This window comes from Streptomyces sp. NPDC033216 (assembly GCF_055577115.1).
In genome coordinates this window covers 300567-318547 of record NZ_JBVIQK010000005.1, presented here as the reverse complement: position 1 = coordinate 318547, position 17981 = coordinate 300567, and the positions used below count along the sequence as shown (strand labels likewise).

At 73.9% G+C, this 17981-nt stretch carries 17 protein-coding genes; 4 read left to right on the top strand and 13 right to left on the bottom strand.

Annotated features, from left to right (window positions below; translation table 11 throughout):
• Window positions 1-2 precede the first annotated feature (2 nt).
• Complete coding sequence (locus ACZ5Y0_RS13120) at window positions 3-827, bottom strand: exodeoxyribonuclease III (protein ID WP_469128723.1); 825 nt, start codon at window positions 825-827, stop codon at window positions 3-5.
• A 59-nt stretch (window positions 828-886) separates the two neighbouring features.
• On the opposite strand from ACZ5Y0_RS13120, the gene ACZ5Y0_RS13115 reads away from it, so the two are divergent.
• Window positions 887-1369 carry a GNAT family N-acetyltransferase gene (locus ACZ5Y0_RS13115; RefSeq protein ID WP_469128722.1) on the top strand — a complete coding sequence of 161 codons (483 nt, stop codon included), beginning with the start codon at window positions 887-889 and terminating at the stop codon, window positions 1367-1369.
• Between the two features lie 35 nt (window positions 1370-1404).
• On the opposite strand, the gene ACZ5Y0_RS13110 is transcribed toward ACZ5Y0_RS13115, so the two are convergent.
• Both ACZ5Y0_RS13110 and ACZ5Y0_RS13105 read right to left on the bottom strand, forming a co-directional pair.
• Window positions 1405-2040, bottom strand: coding sequence for a response regulator (locus tag ACZ5Y0_RS13110; protein ID WP_469128883.1), 636 nt, complete (start codon window positions 2038-2040; stop codon window positions 1405-1407).
• Entirely contained in the window at window positions 2037-3485 is a 1449-nt protein-coding gene (locus tag ACZ5Y0_RS13105) for a sensor histidine kinase (protein ID WP_469128721.1), read from the bottom strand. Before ACZ5Y0_RS13105 ends, ACZ5Y0_RS13110 begins: the two co-directional genes overlap by 4 nt.
• A gap of 166 nt (window positions 3486-3651) precedes the next feature.
• Between ACZ5Y0_RS13105 and ACZ5Y0_RS13100 the strand changes: the two genes are divergently transcribed.
• Together ACZ5Y0_RS13100 and ACZ5Y0_RS13095 are read left to right on the top strand one after the other, a co-directional pair.
• Window positions 3652-4455: an ABC transporter ATP-binding protein gene (locus ACZ5Y0_RS13100; RefSeq protein ID WP_469128720.1), complete on the top strand. Its 804-nt coding sequence runs from the start codon at window positions 3652-3654 to the stop codon at window positions 4453-4455.
• On the top strand, window positions 4449-6842 hold the full coding sequence (locus ACZ5Y0_RS13095) for an FtsX-like permease family protein (RefSeq protein WP_469128719.1): 2394 nt from the start codon (window positions 4449-4451) through the stop codon (window positions 6840-6842). The genes ACZ5Y0_RS13100 and ACZ5Y0_RS13095 overlap by 7 nt, the downstream gene beginning before the upstream one ends.
• On the opposite strand, the gene ACZ5Y0_RS13090 is transcribed toward ACZ5Y0_RS13095, so the two are convergent.
• On the bottom strand, window positions 6835-7482 hold the full coding sequence (locus tag ACZ5Y0_RS13090; RefSeq protein ID WP_469128718.1) for a LuxR C-terminal-related transcriptional regulator: 648 nt from the start codon (window positions 7480-7482) through the stop codon (window positions 6835-6837). The two genes, ACZ5Y0_RS13095 and ACZ5Y0_RS13090, sit on opposite strands and share 8 nt — an antisense overlap.
• A complete protein-coding gene (locus tag ACZ5Y0_RS13085; RefSeq protein WP_469128717.1) occupies window positions 7467-8708 on the bottom strand; it encodes a sensor histidine kinase in 1242 nt (413 codons plus the stop codon). The genes ACZ5Y0_RS13090 and ACZ5Y0_RS13085 overlap by 16 nt, the downstream gene beginning before the upstream one ends.
• Before the next feature lie 173 nt (window positions 8709-8881).
• Here ACZ5Y0_RS13085 and ACZ5Y0_RS13080 point away from each other — a divergent pair, with 173 nt between their 5' ends.
• Entirely contained in the window at window positions 8882-10876 is a 1995-nt protein-coding gene (locus ACZ5Y0_RS13080; protein WP_469128716.1) for a serine hydrolase domain-containing protein, read from the top strand.
• A gap of 89 nt (window positions 10877-10965) precedes the next feature.
• On the opposite strand, the gene ACZ5Y0_RS13075 is transcribed toward ACZ5Y0_RS13080, so the two are convergent.
• From ACZ5Y0_RS13075 to ACZ5Y0_RS13040, 8 genes are all read right to left on the bottom strand, one after another.
• Window positions 10966-11196 (bottom strand): acyl-CoA carboxylase subunit epsilon, encoded by a 231-nt coding sequence (locus tag ACZ5Y0_RS13075; RefSeq protein WP_469128715.1) that lies wholly within the window; start codon window positions 11194-11196, stop codon window positions 10966-10968.
• A gap of 15 nt (window positions 11197-11211) precedes the next feature.
• Window positions 11212-12408 (bottom strand): methionine adenosyltransferase, encoded by a 1197-nt coding sequence (gene metK, locus ACZ5Y0_RS13070; RefSeq protein ID WP_469128714.1) that lies wholly within the window; start codon window positions 12406-12408, stop codon window positions 11212-11214.
• Between the two features lie 652 nt (window positions 12409-13060).
• Complete coding sequence (locus ACZ5Y0_RS13065) at window positions 13061-14176, bottom strand: class I SAM-dependent methyltransferase (RefSeq protein WP_469128713.1); 1116 nt, start codon at window positions 14174-14176, stop codon at window positions 13061-13063.
• A gap of 53 nt (window positions 14177-14229) precedes the next feature.
• Window positions 14230-14949, bottom strand: a complete 720-nt coding sequence (fabG, locus tag ACZ5Y0_RS13060) for a 3-oxoacyl-ACP reductase FabG (protein WP_469128882.1) — start codon at window positions 14947-14949, stop codon at window positions 14230-14232.
• Window positions 14950-15062: 113 nt separating this feature from the next.
• Window positions 15063-16181, bottom strand: a complete 1119-nt coding sequence (locus tag ACZ5Y0_RS13055; protein WP_469128712.1) for a beta-ketoacyl synthase N-terminal-like domain-containing protein — start codon at window positions 16179-16181, stop codon at window positions 15063-15065.
• 2 nt (window positions 16182-16183) lie between these two features.
• Complete coding sequence (locus tag ACZ5Y0_RS13050; protein ID WP_469128711.1) at window positions 16184-17404, bottom strand: beta-ketoacyl-[acyl-carrier-protein] synthase family protein; 1221 nt, start codon at window positions 17402-17404, stop codon at window positions 16184-16186.
• The gene (locus ACZ5Y0_RS13045; RefSeq protein WP_469128710.1) at window positions 17401-17655 is read right to left on the bottom strand and encodes an acyl carrier protein; all 255 of its coding nucleotides are present in this window, start codon (window positions 17653-17655) and stop codon (window positions 17401-17403) included. Before ACZ5Y0_RS13045 ends, ACZ5Y0_RS13050 begins: the two co-directional genes overlap by 4 nt.
• A gap of 77 nt (window positions 17656-17732) precedes the next feature.
• Window positions 17733-17936, bottom strand: coding sequence for an MbtH family protein (locus ACZ5Y0_RS13040; RefSeq protein WP_469128709.1), 204 nt, complete (start codon window positions 17934-17936; stop codon window positions 17733-17735).
• Window positions 17937-17981: the final 45 nt, after the last annotated feature.

The following is a 17981-nucleotide window of genomic DNA, read 5'->3' as shown; positions in this document are numbered from 1 at the left end:
CGTCAGAGGTCGTAGACGACCGTCACCGGCGCGTGGTCCGACCAACGCTCGCCGTGCGTGGCCGCCCGTTCCACCAGGCCCTTCACGGCCTTGGCCGCGAGACCGGGGGTCGAGACATGCAGATCGATCCTCCAGCCCGAGTCGTTGTCGAAGGCCCGTCCCCGGTACGACCACCACGTGTACGGGCCCGCCACGTCCGGGTGCAGGGCTCGGACCACGTCGACATAGCCGCCGGCCTCCGGGGTGAGGACCTGGGTCAGCCAGTCGCGCTCCTCGGGGAGGAAGCCGGAACTCCTGGTGTTGGAGCGCCAGTTCTTCAGGTCGGCCTGCTGGTGGGCGATGTTCCAGTCGCCGCAGACCAGGACCTCGCGGCCGTCCGCGGCGGCGCGTTCGCGGAGGGTCTTGAGGTAGGCCAGGAACTCGTCCATGAAGCGGACCTTCTCGTCCTGCCGGTCGGTGCCGACCTCACCGGACGGGAGGTACAGGGAGGCGAGCGTCACACCCGGCAGGTCGGCCTCGACGTAGCGGCCGCTGGTGTCGAACTCGGCGGAACCGAAACCGATGCGGACGGCGTCCGGTTCGCGGCGGGTGTAGAGGGAGACGCCGGCGCGGCCCTTGGCGGCGGCGGGGGCGTGGGTGACGTACCAGCCCTCGGGGGCGCGGACCGTTTCCGGCAGTTGCCCCGCTTCGGCGCGCACCTCCTGGAGACACAGCGCATCGGCGGAGGTGTCGGCGAGCCACTCCACGAAGCCCTTCTTCGCGGCGGCCCGCAGTCCATTCACGTTCACGGAGGTCACGGTCAGCACCCGGGCACGATACCGGCACACTGGACGAGGTCCAGATTTTCCTCCGCCACCTCATCATGCATGGATGTACCTTGAGCAGCATGAATATACGTCGTGTTCCCTTCGACCATCCCGACGCCGTCAAGCTGAACGACGAGGTCCAGGCCGAGTACCACGAGCGCTACGGCGACGGCGGTGACGCCACGGTGCTGGAGCCCGCGGACTTCGATCCGCCGCGCGGCGTGTATCTCATCGCCTACGACGAACTGGACCGGCCGGTCGCCACGGGCGGTTGGCGCAGCCAGGACGAGAACGGCGAGGGCAACCAGGACGGGGACGCCGAGCTGAAGCGGATGTTCGTGGTCAAGGAGGCACGGGGGCGAGGGCTGGCCCGGCGGATGCTCGCCGCCCTGGAGGAGGACGCCCGCGCGGCCGGCCGGCTCCGCATGGTGCTGGAGACCGGCACCGAACAGCCGGAGGCCATCGCGCTGTACACCTCCAGCGGCTACGAGCCGTGCACCAAGTTCGGCTACTACCGCTTCCACGACGAAAGCCGCTGCTACGCCAAGCCGCTCGGCTCCTGAGGCACGGGCCGCTCAGCTGCTCAGGCACGGGCCGCTCAGCTCCTGAGGTAGGCCAGGACCGCCAGCACCCTGCGGTGGGTGTCGTCCGCCGGCGGCAGGTCCAGCTTGGCGAGGATGCTGCCGATGTGCTTGCCGACGGCCGCCTCGGAGACGACCAGTGCCCTCGCGATCGCGCCGTTGGACCTGCCCTCCGCGACCAGCGCCAGGACCTCCCGTTCGCGCGGGGTGAGCCGGGCCAGCGGGTCGCGGCGGCGGCGCAGCAACTGTCGTACGACCTCGGGGTCGACGACCGTGCCGCCCGAGGCGACCTCCGTGAGCGCGTCGACGAACTGCTCGACCTGGCCGACGCGGTCCTTGAGGAGGTAACCGACTCCGGTGCCGTCGCCGGAGTCGAGGAGTTCGGCGGCGTAGGCGCGCTGGACGTACTGGCTGAGGACGAGGACGGGCAGGCCGGGGCGATCGGTGCGCAGGCGGACCGCCGCGTGCAGGCCCTCGTCCTGGAAGGCGGGCGGCATCCGGACGTCGGTGACCACGATGTCGGGGGTGTGCTCGGCGACCGCGCCGAGCAGGGCCTGCGCGTCTCCCACGGCGGCGACCACCTCGTGGCCGAAGCGGGTGAGGAGGACGGTCAGGCCGTCGCGCAGGAGGACGCTGTCCTCGGCGAGGACTATGCGCAGGCCGTCTCCGAGGGGCCGGCGTGTCCCGTCGGCTCGACTTGCGTCGGCTCGGCTTCCGACGGGTCGGCTTGCGTCGGCTCGGCTTGCGGCGGGTCGGCTTGCGGCGGGTCGGCTTCCGTCGGGTCGGCTTGCGGCGGGTCGGCTTCCGTCGGCTCGGCTTCCGTCGGCTCGCAAGGGATCTCCACACGCAGCAGGGTCGGTCCGCCCGGCGGGCTGGTCAGGGACAGTTTCCCATCGAGGGCCGACACCCGGTCGGCGAGACCGGTGAGGCCGGTGCCTCGGGTGCTGTCGGCGCCGCCGCGACCGTCGTCGCGGGTCTCCAGGACGAGCCGTCCTGCGCGGTGTCCACCGCGGACCAGGGCACGGGCCGCCCCGCTGTGCCGGGCCACGTTGGCGAGCGCCTCGCACACCACGAAGTAGGCGGCGGACTCGACCGACCGCGGCAGCCGGTACGGGAGGGTGAACTCCACGTCCACGGGGATCGGCGAGCGGTCGGCGGCGTCGGCCAGGGCGGCCTCCAGGCCGTAGTCGGCGAGGACCTTCGGGTGGATGCCGTGGATCAGCTCGCGCAGTTCGGCGAGGGCGGCGCCCGCCTCCTCGTGGGCCTTGGCGAGCTGGACGGCGAGGGGGCCGCCGGGAGGAGCGTCGAGGCGGGCCAGGCCGAGCGTCACGGTGAGGGCGACGAGGCGTTGCTGGGCGCCGTCGTGCAGATCGCGTTCGATGCGGCGGCGTTCGGTCTCGAAGGCGTCGACGAGGCGGGCCCGGGAGCGGGCGAGTTCGACGACGCGGGCCTCGGGGTCGCCGCCGCGCGGGGCGACCAGCAGCCGGGCGAGGGCGGCTCGGGCACCCGCGGTGACACCGAGGACGTAGGTGCCGGCGGCGAGGAGGAGGACACCGAGCAGGGCCGCGGCGACGGCGGTCGGCCAGTCGGTGACCGTCCACGTCTTGAGCACCTTCGTCTCGCGGCCGTCGCCCGCCGTCGCCAGCAGCAGCGGGGTGGCGACGACCGTCAGCGGGCCGACCAGGGCCACGGTGAGCAGGACGGCCTCGGCCGGCCACAGCAGGCAGGCGACGAGGAAGGTGTGGCCCAGTTCACGCCAGGTGGCGGGTTCCCGCAGGCGCGTGGTGAGCCAGCTGCCCAGGCCGGGCGCGGGCGGCTCGGTGTGCGGGTCGGGTGCCTCGTCCGGGTCGACGAGCCGCAGTCGGCGCCGCTCCAGTGCGGCAACGGGCAGCCCGGCGAAGGCGAGGGCCGCGAGGAGGGGCAGGCCGACGAGGACGAGCGCGAGGACGCCGCCCACCACGGCGAGCAGGACCAGCGCCACCAGCACGGCCGCGCCGGTCACCGCCCCGGTCAGCAGGTAGGCGGCGGCGCGCCAGGGCCACGGCGACAGCGGGTAGCGCGGGCGGGACAGGGCCTGCCACACGGTTCGGGGATGCATGCGGATCACCGTAGGGGCGGGGCGGGGGCGGGGCCATCCGTTCAGCGGGAGGTCACGGGGTAGGCCTGGCCCTACCTCAGGTCTCGGCCCTGCCCCAGCGACCGCGCCGGTCTCCTCGCGGTTGTCTGGGTCCACTGGAGTCCAACGGGTGGGAGCAACAGCCGAGATGACCGCACACGCCGTCCAACTGACCGCCGTACGGCGGGTGTACGGATCCACCGGAGCCGGGTCGGCCGGGACCGGGGTGACCGCGCTCGACGGGGTCACGCTCGCGTTGCCTCGCGGCTCCTTCACGGCGGTGATGGGGCCGTCGGGGTCGGGCAAGTCGACACTGTTGCAGTGCGCCGCCGGGCTGGACCGGCCGGACGCCGGGTCCGTGCGGATCGGCGGGACCGAACTGAGCGGGCTGAGCGAGCGGCGGCTGACGCTGCTGCGGCGGGAGCGGATCGGGTTCGTGTTCCAGGCGTTCAACCTGCTGCCCGCCCTGACCGCCGAGCAGAACGTGGCGCTGCCGCTACGGCTGGCCGGCCGGCGTCCGGGGCGGGCACGGGTGCGGGAGGCGCTGGCGCGGGTGGGGCTGGCGGACCGGGGCGGGCACCGGCCGGGTGAGCTGTCGGGGGGTCAGCAGCAGCGGGTGGCGCTGGCCCGCGCCCTGATCACCCGGCCTGAGGTGCTGTTCGGCGACGAGCCGACCGGCGCGCTGGACTCGACGACGGGCCGCGCGGTGCTGGCGCTGTTGCGCGGCATGGTCGACGAGGAGGGCCGGACGGTCGTGATGGTCACCCACGATCCGGTGGCCGCGTCGTACGCGGACCGGGTGGTGTTCCTGGTCGACGGGAGGGTGCACGGGGAACTGGCCGGGGGCGACGCGGAGACGGTCGCGGCCCGGACGGCGGGGCTGGAGAGCGCTGGGGAGTCGCCGATGCGGGAAGCAGCGGTGCGGAACGCCGAGGGGGTCCCGGCATGCTGAGTGTGGCATTGCGGACGCTGCGGATCCGGTGGGCGGGGTTGGTCGGGAGTTTCGTCGCCCTCGCGCTGGGGGTGGGCCTGGTCGCGGTGATGGGGCAGGCGCTGGCTGCCTCGCTGGAGGCGCCGGTGCGGGTGCCGGAACGGTTCGCGGCGGCACCGGTGGTGGTGAGGGGGCAGGACGCGCTGCGGGTGGTGACGCCGGACGGAGTGCGGACGGCGGAGTTGGACCGGCCGCGGGCCCTGCCGGCCGGGGTTCTCGCCGCGTTGCGGGCGCTCGGGCCGGTCACGGAGGACCGTTCCTTCCCGGTGCGGGTGGCGGGCGGGCCGGGCGGTCTGGTCGGGCATCCGTGGCCGACGGCGCGGTTCGCCCCGTACGAGCTGACGGCCGGGCGGGCGCCGGGCGCGGACGGGGAGGTCGTGGTCACGGGCGGCTGGGCGCGTGTGGGTGAGCGGCTGAGCACCGGGGATGTGGTGGTGGGGACGGTGCGGGGGCTCGGCTTCGAGGACACCGTGTTCTATCCGGAGGCGCGGTCTGCCCGGCTGTCCCCGGTGAGCCGGCAGGTGGTGGTGGAGGCGGAGGCGGCTGCCGTGCGGGCGGTCGTGGAGGGGTCCGGGGCGCGGGTGCTCACCGGGGACGCGCGGCGGCTGGCGGAGGCGGACCCCGGGCGGGACGGTGAGGCGCTCACCGCGCTCAACGCGCTGTTCGGGACGGCGGGCGGGGTGACGGCGTTCGTGTCGGTATTCGTCGTGGCCTCCACCTTCGCGTTCGCGGTCGAGCGGCGGCGCCGGGAGTTCGGGCTGCTGCGCCTCGCCGGCGCCACGCCGGGCCAGGTGCGCGGGACGGTCCTGCTGGAGGCGCTGCTGGTCGGCGTCCTCGCCTCGGCGACGGGCTGCGCCCTGGGGGCGTACGGTGCGCCGCTGCTCGGCCAGGCGGTCGTCGAGGGCGGTCTCGCACCGGCCTGGTACGCGATCGGCGGGCACACGTGGCCGTACCATCTCGCCTTCTGGACGGGCCTGTCCGTGGCGCAGGCCGGAGCGGCCGTGGCCTCCTGGCGGGCCGGGCGGACCTCGCCGACGCGGGCGCTGCGCGAGGAGGCGGCGGCGGACGGGCGGACGCCGCCGTGGGGGCGGCTGGTGTGCGGGGCGGCCCTGCTGCTCGCGGCGGCGGCGACCCTGGCGTACGCGCTGGCCGCCGATCCGGGCGACCTGCTGCACCGCAAGACGTACGTCAGCCGTCCGATGCTCCTCATCACGGCAGTGGCACTCCTGTCGCCCCTGCTCGTGGGGCCGTTGGTGCCCCGACTGCCCGGCACGACCGGCCTGCTGGTGCGGGCGCACGCCGTCGCCGGAGTCCGCCGTACGGCGGCCGTCGCGGCACCCGTGCTGGTGACGGTGGCGCTCGCGGGCTCGCTGCTGGGCGCGACGGCCACCCTCGACGCGGCCGGGGCGGCGGAGGTACGGCGGCAGACGGCGGCGGACTTCGTGGTGACGGACGTCGGTGAGGGCGCGCTGGAAGAGCTGCGGCGGGTGCCCGGCGCGGCGGTGTTCCCCTCGTCCGCCACGGTCCTGCACACCCTGGAGGACGGGGTGGCGCTGGTGCGTTCGCCGACGCGGGCGGTCGACCCGCGGGCGCTCGCCGGGGCCGTACGGCTGCCGGTGGTGGCCGGGCGGGCGGCGGATCTGGACGACGGGTCGATCGTCGTGAACGAGGAGTGGGCCGAGCACCGGGTGGGGCAGCGGGTACGGGTGTGGCTCGGGGACGGCACACCGAGGACGCTGCGGATCGCCGCCGTGCTGGCGACCGGAACCGGCGACAACGGGGCCTACGTCACCGCCGCGAACGCGGGCGGGGCGGGCGTCGACCGGGTGGACGTGCGGGTGCGCGCCGGGGCCGACCCGGCGGCGGTCGTGGCCGGGCTGTCGGCGATCGACGGGGTGCGGGTGTGGTCCGAACAGGAGTGGGTGCGCGCGAGTCACCCCGCCGCCGGCCGCACGACCCGGCTCGGCCTGCTGCTCGTCCTGGGCATCGCGCTCCTCTACACCGGCATCTCCCTCGCGAACACCCTCGTCATGGGCGCCGCCGAGCGCGGCCGGGACGTGGCGGCCCTGCGGGTGGCCGGGGCGACCGGCGGGCAGGTCCTGCGCTGGGCCGCCGCGGAGGCGCTGACCGTGGTCGCGGTGGGCGCGGCGCTGGGGCTGGCGGTGACGGTCGTCAACCTGGCCGGCATGGCGGGCGCGCTGGGCCTGCTGTCGGCGCCGGTGACGGTGGTCGTGCCGTGGTCGGCGCTCGGGTGGACGACGATGGCGTGCGCGCTGATCGCGGTGGCGGCGACGGTGCTGCCGACGGGGCTGGCGCTGCGCGGGTCGCCCCGTGCGAAGGTCACTTGAGGAACGCCAGAACGGCCAGGACCCGCCGGTTGGCGTCGTCGGAGACCGGCAGGTCCAGTTTGGCGAAGATGTTCGAGGTGTGTTTGATGACGGACCGTTCGGTGATGACCAGGGCCTGGGCGATCGAGGCGTTGGAGCGGCCCTCGGCCATCAGGGCCAGCACCTCCCGCTCGCGCGGGGTGAGGCGGGCGAGGGAGCCGGTGGGGCCGTTGCTGTCCTTGGCGAACAGCTTGGCGACGACGTCGGGGTCCATCGCGGTGCCGCCGGCGGCGACCCTGCGCACGGACTCCACGAACTGGTCGGGGTCGAAGACGCGGTCCTTGAGCAGGTAGCCGATGCCTCCGCTGCCGTCGGCGAGCAGCTCACGCGCGTAGAGCTGTTCGACGTACTGGGAGAGGACCAGCACCGGCAGGCCCGGGACCTGTCTGCGCGCCTGGAGGGCGGCCTGGAGGCCCTCGTCGGTGAAGCTGGGCGGGAGACGTACGTCGACGACCGCGACGTCGGGCCGCTCGTCGACGAGGGCCCTCAGCAGGCCGGGCCCGTTGTCGACGGCGGCCACGATCTCGAAGTCGTACGCCTCCAGCAGCCTCACCAGGCCGTCCCGCAGGAGGAACAGGTCTTCGGCTAGGACAACGCGCAAGGGATCTCCAGGGTGAGGGTGGTGGGTCCGCCCACCGGGCTGTGGACCGCGAGCACCCCGTCGAAGGCGGCGAGGCGGCGCTCGATGCCGCGCAGGCCGGTACCGCGCGAGGGGTCGGCGCCGCCGTGGCCGTCGTCGCTGATCTGGGCGCGGATCCGGCCGTCGGCGTACCAGAGGTCGACGGCGACGTGGGTGGGGGAGGCGTGCTTGGCGGCGTTGGTGAGGGTCTCGGAGACGGCGAAGTAGAGGGCGGACTCGACGGGGGCGTCGGCGCGGCCGGGCAGGTCGGCGGTGACGGACACGTCGAGCGGGCTGTCCAGGGCGAGGGCGCGGACGGCGTCGGCGAGGCCGCGGTCGGCGAGGACCGGCGGGTGGATGCCGCGGATCAGGTCACGCAGCTCGGTCAGGGCGCTGGCGGAGGCCTTGCGGGTGTCGGCGAGGATCGCGCGGACCGCCTCCGGGTCCTTGGCGAGGAGCTGCTCGGCGACGCCGAGGTTCATGCCGAGGGCGACGAGGCGGGCCTGGGCGCCGTCGTGCAGGTCACGCTCGATGCGGCGCAGTTCGGCGGCGGAGCTGCTGACGACCTCGGAGCGGGTGCGGGTGAGGTGCAGGACCTTGCGGGAGGTCTCGGTGGGGGCGAGGAGGGTGCGGGCGAGCTGGGCGTGGGCGCGCATCAGGGCGGGGGCGGAGACAAGGCCGATCAGCAGGGTCGGAATTCCCAACCCGAGTGCGTAGAGGGCGCTCTGACTGTCGGTGACCTTGACGAACCAGTACCAGTTGTTGCCGCCGTTGCCGCTGATGTCCTCCCACAGCATGGGCATCAGCAGACCGAAGAGCCCGAAGGCGACCAGGGCCAGCGGCAGCAGGACCAGGGCGATTCCGACGACCGGGTTGACCAGCATCCAGGCGAGGTCCCGCCAGGTCGCCGGGTCGGTGAGGATCCACTGGGTGCGGGCCCACCAGCTCTTGACACCGCCCTCGCGGGGCGGCTCCGGCAGGTACGGCTCGGGGATGCCGTCCTCCAGGCGGGCGCCGGCCAGCCGGCGGGTGATGTTCACCGTGCCGCGGGCGGCGACCGCGGCCGCCGGGACGAGGAAGAGGCCGATGCCCGCCCCGAGCAGCGAGATCGCCGTCACCAGCAGGGAGAAGAAGAACACCTCGACGACGGCCAGACCGGCCAGCGGAAGTCCGGCGACTGCGGTACGCGCGTCCTTGGCGATATTCATGCCACAACTCCTGAGATCTGACGGCTCGTTGCCGCCGTACGTGTTACATCCTGGTGCGCCACGTGCCGCCGATCCAGGGACCATTGTCCCCTCCCGGGGGGTGTACCTGGGTACCCCACGGACACCACACAGGGCCATGGGACGCGACGGCCGCCTCGGGTGGAATCGAAGGCATGACGAGCCGAGAGCGAATCCTCATCCTGGTGGCGGCCGTGGTGACCGCCGTCCTGTGCGTGGTGACCCCGGCCGCCGCGGACGGCCGTTCGGGCCCCGGCGCCGGCGTCGGTGCCGGTACGGCGTCCGCACGGCAGGGCGGCAGCCTGTCCGCGCTGCTGGACGAACTGGTGCCGAAGCAGCTGGCCGACTACCGCGTCCCGGGCGCCTCCGTCGTCGTCGTGGACCGCGACGGGCAGACACTGACCAAGGGCTACGGCCTGGCGGACGTCGAGCGGAACGTGCGCAGCGACCCGCGGCGCACCGGCTACTTCATGGCCTCCGACGCCAAGCTGTTCACGGCGGTCGCCGTGCTCCAGCAGGTGGAGAAGGGCAAGCTGAGCCTGGACGCCGACGTCAACCGGTACCTGACCACCTTCAAGATCAAGGACAGCTACCCCGGCCATCCGGTCACGGTTCGTCATCTGCTGACCCACACCGCGGGATTCGACACCAGCATCCTCGGCCGCGGCGGCACCTCGCCCGAGCCGGCGGGTGCCCTCGGCGAGAGCCTCGACAAGCACCAGCCGAAGCGGGTACGGCCGCCCGGCGAGGTGGCGAGCTACGACAACTACGGTGTCGCGCTCGCCGGTCATCTGGTCGAACAGGTCACCGGGACCCCCTTCGCCGACTACATCGACCGCGCCGTCCTCGAGCCCCTCGGCATGTCCCGCACCACCTTCGCGCGGCCCGACGCCCGCACCACCGACACCCTCGCCCTCGGCTACCGGCCCGACGGCGGCCGGCAGCGCGCCGAGGACGGACAGTACGGCGCCTGGACGCCGACCGGCGCGGGCGCCGTCACCACCGCCGCCGACATGGGCCGCCTGATGAGCGCCCTGCTCGACGACGGCGGCCCGGTCCTCACCCGCGCCTCCACCCGTGCCATGCTGCACCGCCAGTTCGCCAACGACCCCCGGCTGCCCGGCATCGGCTACCTGCTGGAGGAGCGTCAGCGGGCCGGACAGCGGATGTGGGTGAAGGACGGCGACCTGCCCGGCTTCCACGGCAACCTGGCGCTGCTCCCCGCGTCCGGAGTCGGCGTGTACGTCGTCTACAACGGCGACGGCGTCGACGGCAGCGCCTCCTTCGCCGGACAGGAACTGGTCAACCGGGTGGCGGACCGGCTCGGTGACGGCGGCAGGGGCGCCACGGTCATCCCCTCCGCCACCGACCGGAACAAGCCCGCCGACAGGCCCTCGGCCGGCGCCTCCGCCCAGCTGACCCGGCAGGACGGGGCGGCGGCCTCCCCGTACTCCGGCTACTACCGCACCACCCGCACCAGCACCTCGGACCTGACGCGGGTCGCGGCCCTCACCACCTCCGTGCACGTCAGCGCGGGCGAGGACGGCTCCCTGACCACGACCGGGCTGGCCCGGGACCCGCGGGTCGGCGAGCAGCACTGGGTGCCGGTCGCTCCGGGCGTCTTCCAGGAGCGCGCCGGACAGGACCGGATCGCCTTCCGCGACGGCCGGCTGGCCCTGGCCTCCGACCCGACCCAGGTCTTCGAGAAGCTGCCCTGGTACCAGTCGCCGGTCCTGCACCAGCAGGCCCTGATGGCCGGCCTCGCGGTCCTCGGCGCGGCCCTCCTGCTCCTCCCGCTGGTGGCGTACGTACGACGCCGCAAGGCCAAGGCGCCCGGCGGCCGGCTCGCCTGGACGCTGGCCTGGCTCACCGGCGCGATCCTGGCCACGGCCACGGTGTGCTTCATCCGGCTCACCGGCGACGGCAACGCCCTCAACCGGACCGTCCTCGTGGGCGACTCGCCCCTGCTGACCCTGATCCCCCACCTGGTCGCGGCCGCGGCCGCCGCCACCGCACTGCTCCTGATCTGCACCGTGGTGGCCTGGCGCCGGGGCTGGTGGCCGGTGGCCGGCCGGGTCACCTACACCTGCCACGCCCTGGCGGCGACGGTCGTGGTCGGCCTGGGCGCGACCTACGGCCTCCTGCCGTGACGCGGCCCGGCCCCGCGCAAGGAGCCCGCCGCCGCTCGGGACGTACCCGGACGGCGGCGGGCTCACCGCGTGACAGCGGGGGGAAGCGGTCATCCGCGGTCCCGCCAGGAACCCGCGGTCCCGTACTCGCCCGGACGCCGGCGCCACCACTCGGCCACCGAACGGGTGGCCTCCGTCGACTCGGGACGGGACTGGGTGAAGGCGTACAGGACGAGCGTCAGGGCGGCGAGTTCGGTCATGTCGGGATCGCCGGAGACGACCTCGAAGCGGGGCGCGGGAAGCCCCGCGGGCAACGGCAGCGCGGGCGGGTCGGTGTACATGGCCCGGCTCCCCTCTCAGCCCAGGCCCGCGGCGGCGCGGAGCTTGTCGGCGCGGTCGGCGCGCTCCCAGGTGAAGTCGGGCAGCTCGCGCCCGAAGTGGCCGTAGGCGGCGGTCTGCGCGTAGACCGGGCGCAGCAGGTCGAGGTCGCGGATGATGGCCGCCGGACGCAGGTCGAAGACCTCGGCGACGGCGTCCTTGATCCGGTCGACGGCGACCCGGGCGGTGCCGAACGTCTCGACGAACAGGCCGACCGGCTCGGCCTTGCCGATCGCGTAGGCGACCTGGAGTTCGCAGCGGTCGGCGAGTCCGGAGGCGACGACGTTCTTCGCGACCCAGCGCATCGCGTACGCCGCGGAACGGTCCACCTTGGAGGGGTCCTTGCCGGAGAAAGCGCCGCCGCCGTGCCGCGCCATGCCGCCGTAGGTGTCGACGATGATCTTCCGTCCGGTCAGTCCGGCGTCCCCGGTGGGGCCGCCGATCTCGAACCGGCCGGTGGGGTTGATCAGGACACGGAAGTCGTCGGTGTCGAGGTCGATGCCGCGCTCGCGCAGGGCGGCCAGCTCGGGCTCGATGACGTGCATCCGGACGTCCGGGGCCAGGAAGGTGTCCAGGTCGACGTCGGCGGCGTGCTGCGCGGACACGACGACCGTGTCCAGCCGGACCGGCCGGCTCCCCTGGTACTCGACCGTGACCTGCGTCTTTCCGTCGGGCCGCAGGTAGGGGACGGTGCCGTCCTTGCGGACGGCCGTCAGCCGCTGCGCGAGCCGGTGCGCGAGCGACACCGGCAACGGCATCAGCTCCGGGGTGTCCCGGCAGGCGTATCCGAACATCAGCCCCTGGTCCCCCGCCCCCTGCGCGTCCAGCGGGTCACCGGCGGTGTCGTCGGCGTCCACGCCCCGCGCGATGTCCGGCGACTGCTGCCCCAGGGACACCGAGACACCACAGGTGGCCCCGTCGAACCCCTTGACGGAGTGGTCGTACCCGATGTCCAGAATCTCCCGCCGCACGAGCGAGGCCACATCGAAACACGCCGTGGAGGAGACCTCCCCCGCGAGATGCACCTGCCCGGTGGTGATCAGGGTCTCCACGGCGACCCGCGCATACGGGTCCTGCGCGAGATGAGCATCGAGAACGGCGTCACTGATCCGATCGGCGATCTTGTCGGGATGCCCCTCGGTGACGGATTCGGAGGTGAAGAGGTGTCGCGTCATGGGATGGTTGCTCCTGGGTGGATGAGGTGGATGGGTGGAGCAGGCGGCGGGGGGAGGAGGTTCGGGCTCCCCGGGGGTGCGGTGAAGGCGCCCTCGAGGGGTGTCGGGGAAGGCGGGGCTCGGCGGGAGTGTCGGGAAGGCGGAAGCCCACCGGGGGGTCGGGGAAGGCCGGGGGCCGCCGGGGGGCGGGGAGGCGAGGGCCCATCGAGGCTGGAGGGCGGGGCCCGGAAGGGATGAGGGGGACGCGGCCCCCAAGGGCCGCCGGGCAGGGGTGGGGCTTCGCACGGGGTGCAGGGGACGCAGCCCCCCGCCGGGGTCCGGGGCGCAGCCCCGTGACGGTGCCTCTCGACTGACCGGGCCGGGCGGGTGGGCGGGCGGGACCGGGGTCAGGGTCGCAGCCCCGTGACGGCCGCCACCCGGCCGACCGAGCCGGGCGGTCGAGGGGCGCAGGGGACGCAGCCCCCACCGGGGTCCGGGGCGGGAGCCCCGTGACGGTGCCTCTCGACTGACCGGGCCGGGCGGGTGGGCGGGCGAGAACGGGGTCCGGGGCACGGCCCCGGCCGACCGCCCCCGGCCTACCGAGCCGGCGGGTGGGCGGGCGGGACCGGGGTCCGGGGCGCAGCCCCGTGACGGTCACCGCCCGCCCCCCGTGCTAGCGCCCCGCCAGCAGCACCCGGTGCATCGGCGTGTCCAGCAGGGCGATCCGCCGCAGCCCGGCGTCCGACAGCCACTGGTCGTAGTCGTGCACGGTGTACGCGTCCCCACCGCCCGTCGCCAGCATCGACGCCGCGAACAACCGGAAGAAGCGGTTCTGTACGTTGGCCGAGCCGGCCTCCTCGTCCACGATGTGGTCGACGATCGCGATGACCCCGCCCTCGGCGAGCCCCTTGGCCGTCTTCAGCAGCAGCTCGTGCGCCGACTCCGGCGTCTGGAGGTGGAAGATGTTGACGAACAGCGCGAGGTCCGTGCCGTTGCCCCAGTCGTCGTTCCAGAAGTCCGCCGTGAGCGGCGAGAACCGCTCCCTGACGCCCAGCCGCTCCGCCTGCTCGGCGGCGATCGCGGTGATCCGCGGCGCGTCCAGCCCGCGCGCGGTCAGCTGCGGGAACGCCTGGAGCAGCAGGTGGCTGTAGATGCCGGTACCGCATCCGACGTCGAGGAGAACGGCCTCGGTGTCGTCCCCCCAGCCCCGCTCGCGCAGCGCGTCGGCGAGGACGGAGACGACGGGCGGCGCCCAGAAGTTGATGCCGCGGGCGAGGGAGGTGTAGTCCTCCTCGGATATCTGGTTGACCTGCTGCCCGCCGTGCTCGCCGCGCGCCCCGTTGCGGACGTTCTCGGCGAGGTGCCGCCAGGCGTGCCAGGCGACGTTGCGGTCGTGGGTGATCTTCCCGGCGAGGCTGTAGAGCCCGTCGGGCGCGAACACGCCGTGCAGGGAGGCGGGCAGGGTGTAGACGGCCTGGCCGTCGCCGCCGCGCTCGCGCCCGACGATGTCGTAGGCGTGCAGCCCGTCGAGCAGGACGCGGGTGGCGCGCAGGTCGGTGCCGAGGGTCTCGGCGAGGCCGGCCGCGGTGGCGGAGCCGTCGGTGAGGGTGGCGAAGACGCCGAGGTCCTGGGCGGCCTCGATGACTCCGGGTGCCCACATGCCGACGAGGTGCTCGTAGACGCGGTGAGTGGCTCGTGCACCGTCGTCGTCGGCGGGCAGCAGGTGGGTGTCGACGAGCGGGGTGTGGTTGGCGGTGGCCTTGGGCGTGAGGTCGACGGGCGCGGTCATGGCAGGTCTACTCCCGGTGTCGGGTGGTGGGGTGAGGTCGGTGGAGCGGCCGGTCACACGACGATCCCGCCGTCGATCCGGAGCACGGCGCCGGTGATGTACGAGGCCTTGTCGGAGGCGAGGAAGGCGATGGATTCGGCGACTTCCTGGGCGGTACCGAAACGGCCGAGCGGTACGGCGGCGAGGGTGCGGGCGCGCTGTTCCTCGGTGAAGGCCCCGGCGGTCATGTCGGTTTCGATCATGCCGGGGGCGACGGCGTTGACGCGGATGCCGAAGCGGGCGGCTTCCTTGGCGAGGGCGCAGGTCAGGCCGATGATTCCGGCCTTGGACGCCGAGTAGTTGCCCTGGCCGGGGTTGCCGGCGCCGGAGACGCTGGACAGGGTGATGATGACGCCGGACTTCCGCTTGACCATCGGGAAGAGGGCGGCGCGGCAGAGATGGGCGGTGCCGTCGAGGTTGGTGTCGATGACGTCCTGCCAGTCCTGGTCGGACATCAGCAGCAGGGGGCGGTCGCGGGTGATACCGGCGGAGGCGACGGCGACGGTGACGGGTCCGAGCTCGTTCTCGGTGCGGGCGACCCAGTCCCGCACGGCCCGCGCGTCGACGACGTCGAGCTGCTGGGCGAGCCAGCGCACGCCGAGTTCGTCCAGCTCCTTGCCGAGCCCGCTCGCGGCCTCCCCGTCGGAGCGGTAGGCGAAGCTGATGTCGTATCCGTCCTGCGCGAGCCGCAGCGCGGTGGCCCGTCCGATGCCCCGCGATCCTCCGCTGATCAGGGCGGTCCCGACGGCGTTCCCGGCGCCACTCCCCGCGGCGGTCCCGGCAGCGCTGCGGGCGTCCGTCCCGGCGTGGCTCCCCCTACGGCTCCCCGTTCGTGTGTTCTCCGTGCTCACGGCGCCTCCCCTAGGAGCCGTACCACCGCGCAGGCGACCGAGCCGTCGCGGTCGACGGAGGTGATCACGGCCGCTCTGCCGTGGGCCTCCGGCGTACGGCGGGCGGCGGCGAGGAGGGCGGCGAGCTGGAAGGCGGTGGAGGCGCCCGCGGTGTCGCCGATGCGGTCGTGGACGTCGACTCGGGTGCTGGCGTCGGCGCCGAACAGCCGCCGCAGCAGCGCCGTTTCGACGTGCCCGGCCCGTCCGGTGAGTCCGCCGCCGACGGCCGCCCACACCTCGGACGGCTCGACGCCGGCGCAGGCGAGGGCGTCCCGGACGGACGCCTCGGTCGTGCTGGCGAGTTCGTCGTCGACGTCCACGCGGGCGTCCACGGCGAGGAGTTCGGCCAGAGCGGTGCGACCGGCCGGTATGCCGTTGCCCGGCTCGACCAGGAGGAGCGCGCAGCCCTCACCCAGCGGACCGGGTGTCTCGTCGGCGCCCCTGGTGTGGTGCTCGATCCAGGAGCGGGACGGCGAATACTCCTCGACGGCGCCGACGAGGACCCGTTCGGCGCGGCCTGCCGCGAGGAGGCGGCGGGCGTAGCCGAGGGCGATGAGCCCCGTCGGCCGGCCCCCGGCGAGGGTGGTGTTGGGTCCCTTGAGGCCGAACCGGATGGCGCTGGCGGCGGCGGGGCAGTTCATCAGCACGTTCGGCATGAACTGGGCCGGCACGTCGTACGGCTTGTCCCCGGTGAAGGAGGCCATGGCGAAGTCGTGCTGGCTCTGCGCGCTGCCGAGGGTGGTACCGAGGACCAGCGCGGTGCCGGTGCCGACCGGGACCGGCCGCTGTTCGCGGGAGGCCTCGTCGAAGAGTTCCCGTACGGCGGTGACGGCGAGGCCGGTGGCCCGGTCCATCGTGCGGGTGCCGGCCCGGCCGAGCACCTCCCGCACCTCGAATCCGGGTACCAGGCAGGCCTCCCCGGCGGCGTGTCCCTCGGGGACGGGGACGGCCCGGCTGCCGCCGGGGTCCTCCGTCACGATGCCCCGCGCGTAGTCGGCGCTCGCCACGCCGTAGGGCGAGACGGCCGACCAGGCGGTGATGAAGTGGCGGTCCGTGGGGACCGCGACGGTCGTCATGATCAGGTCTCCTCGTGTCTGCCGAGGACGACGGCGGCGTTGTTGCCGCCGAAGGCCAGGCCGTTGTTGACGACGACTCTGAGGTCGGCGTCGACGGCGTGGTTGGGCACGCAGTCGACGGCGCATTCGGGGTCGGTGGAGCGGTGGTTGACGGTCGGCGGGATGAACCCGTGGGTCAGCGCGAGCGCCGAGGCGGCGGCTCCGAGAGCGCTGGCGGCGCCCATGGAGTGGCCGAGCATCGACTTCAGGGCGACGGTGCGCGGCGGATGGTCCCCGAACACCTGGCGGACGGCCCGGATCTCGGTGACGTCGTTGGTGGGGGTGCCGGTGCCGTGCGCCGAGACGAGGTCGACCTCCTCGGGCTTGACGCCCGCGTCGGCCAGCGCGAGCCGCATGACCTGGGCGACGCTGTCCATGTTGGGCGCCGTGGGGTGATGGGCGTCGCAGTTGAGGCCGTAGCCGAGGAGTTCGGCGTAGATGCGGGCGCCGCGGGCGCGGGCGGAGTCGAGGCTCTCCAGGAGGAGGATGCCCGCGCCCTCGGCGGTGAGCAGTCCCTCCCGGTGGGCGTCGAAGGGCCGGCAGCGGTCGGAGGCGACCAGGCCGAGCCGGTGGAAACCGGCGAAGGTCCGCCGGGTCAGGGCGTCCGCCCCGCCGACGAGCGCCCACTCGGCCTCGCCGGAGCGTACGGCGTCGTAGCCGTCGCCGACGGCGTAGTTGCCGGCGGCGCAGGCGGTGCCGAGCACGGAGGGCACCGCGCGAGGCAGCCGCAGCTCCTTCACGACGGCGAGGGCCAGCCGGTGGGCGGCGAGCCGGCCGACGCCGACCGGGTCGAGCCCGGCCGGGTCGGTGCCGTTCGCCTGGGCCTCGACCAGCCGGTCGAGGGCGTCGGCCTCGCCGTCGGTGGTGCCGACGGTGACCAGGCCCGGCCCGCCCCGCAGATCCGCCGGGTCGAGCCCGGCGTCGCTCACCGCCATCCGGGCGGCGGCGACGGAGAACTGCGTGGCGCGGCCGAGCTGCTCGGCCGGCGTGTGGCGGACCCATGCGGACGGGGTGAAGTCCTGCACCTCATGGGCGAGTTGCCGGCGGAATCCGGCGCTGTCGAAGCGGGTGATGGGGCCCGCCCCGCACCGGCCCTCACGCAGGCCCCGGGTGAACTCGGTGACGCCGTTGCCGATGCTGGACAGGACCCCGATCCCGGTCAGCACCACACGCCGGGCGGTCATCGCGCCGCGGCCCGGGACAGCACCTCGAGGACGGCCTCGAGGTTGACCATCTTGGGCAGCTCGTCCTGCTCGATCGTCACGCCGAAGGTCTTCTCCAGCGTGGACAGCAACTCGATCGCGGCGAGGGAGTCGGCGCCGTACTCGTCGACGAACAGGCCCGTCGGGGTCAGTTCCTCCTCCAGTTCGAGAGCGTCGGCGATGATCTCTCTCACCTGGGTCTCGACGGTCTCGTCGATGGTGATGGCACTCATGGTGTCGTTCCTTTCCTGGGTGGTGAGGTGGTGCGGTGGTGAGGTGGTGCGTGGTGGGCGGTGGGTGCCGCGGCCGGTCAGCCCGCCTCGGCGAGGCTCCGGGGCCGCAGGTCGGTCCAGTTCCGCTCGATGTGGTCGAGGGCCTCGGCCCGGCCGACGTCGGACAGGACGGCCTTCCAACCGTCGGGTGTCTGTGCGAACGCCGGCCACAGGCAGTGCTGGCCTTCCTCGTTGACCAGCACATGAAATGTCCCGGTCTCGTCGTCAAACGGATTTCCCATTACCGTGACGTGTCCCTTCTCTTTCCGCGGAAGCGGGCACACTCT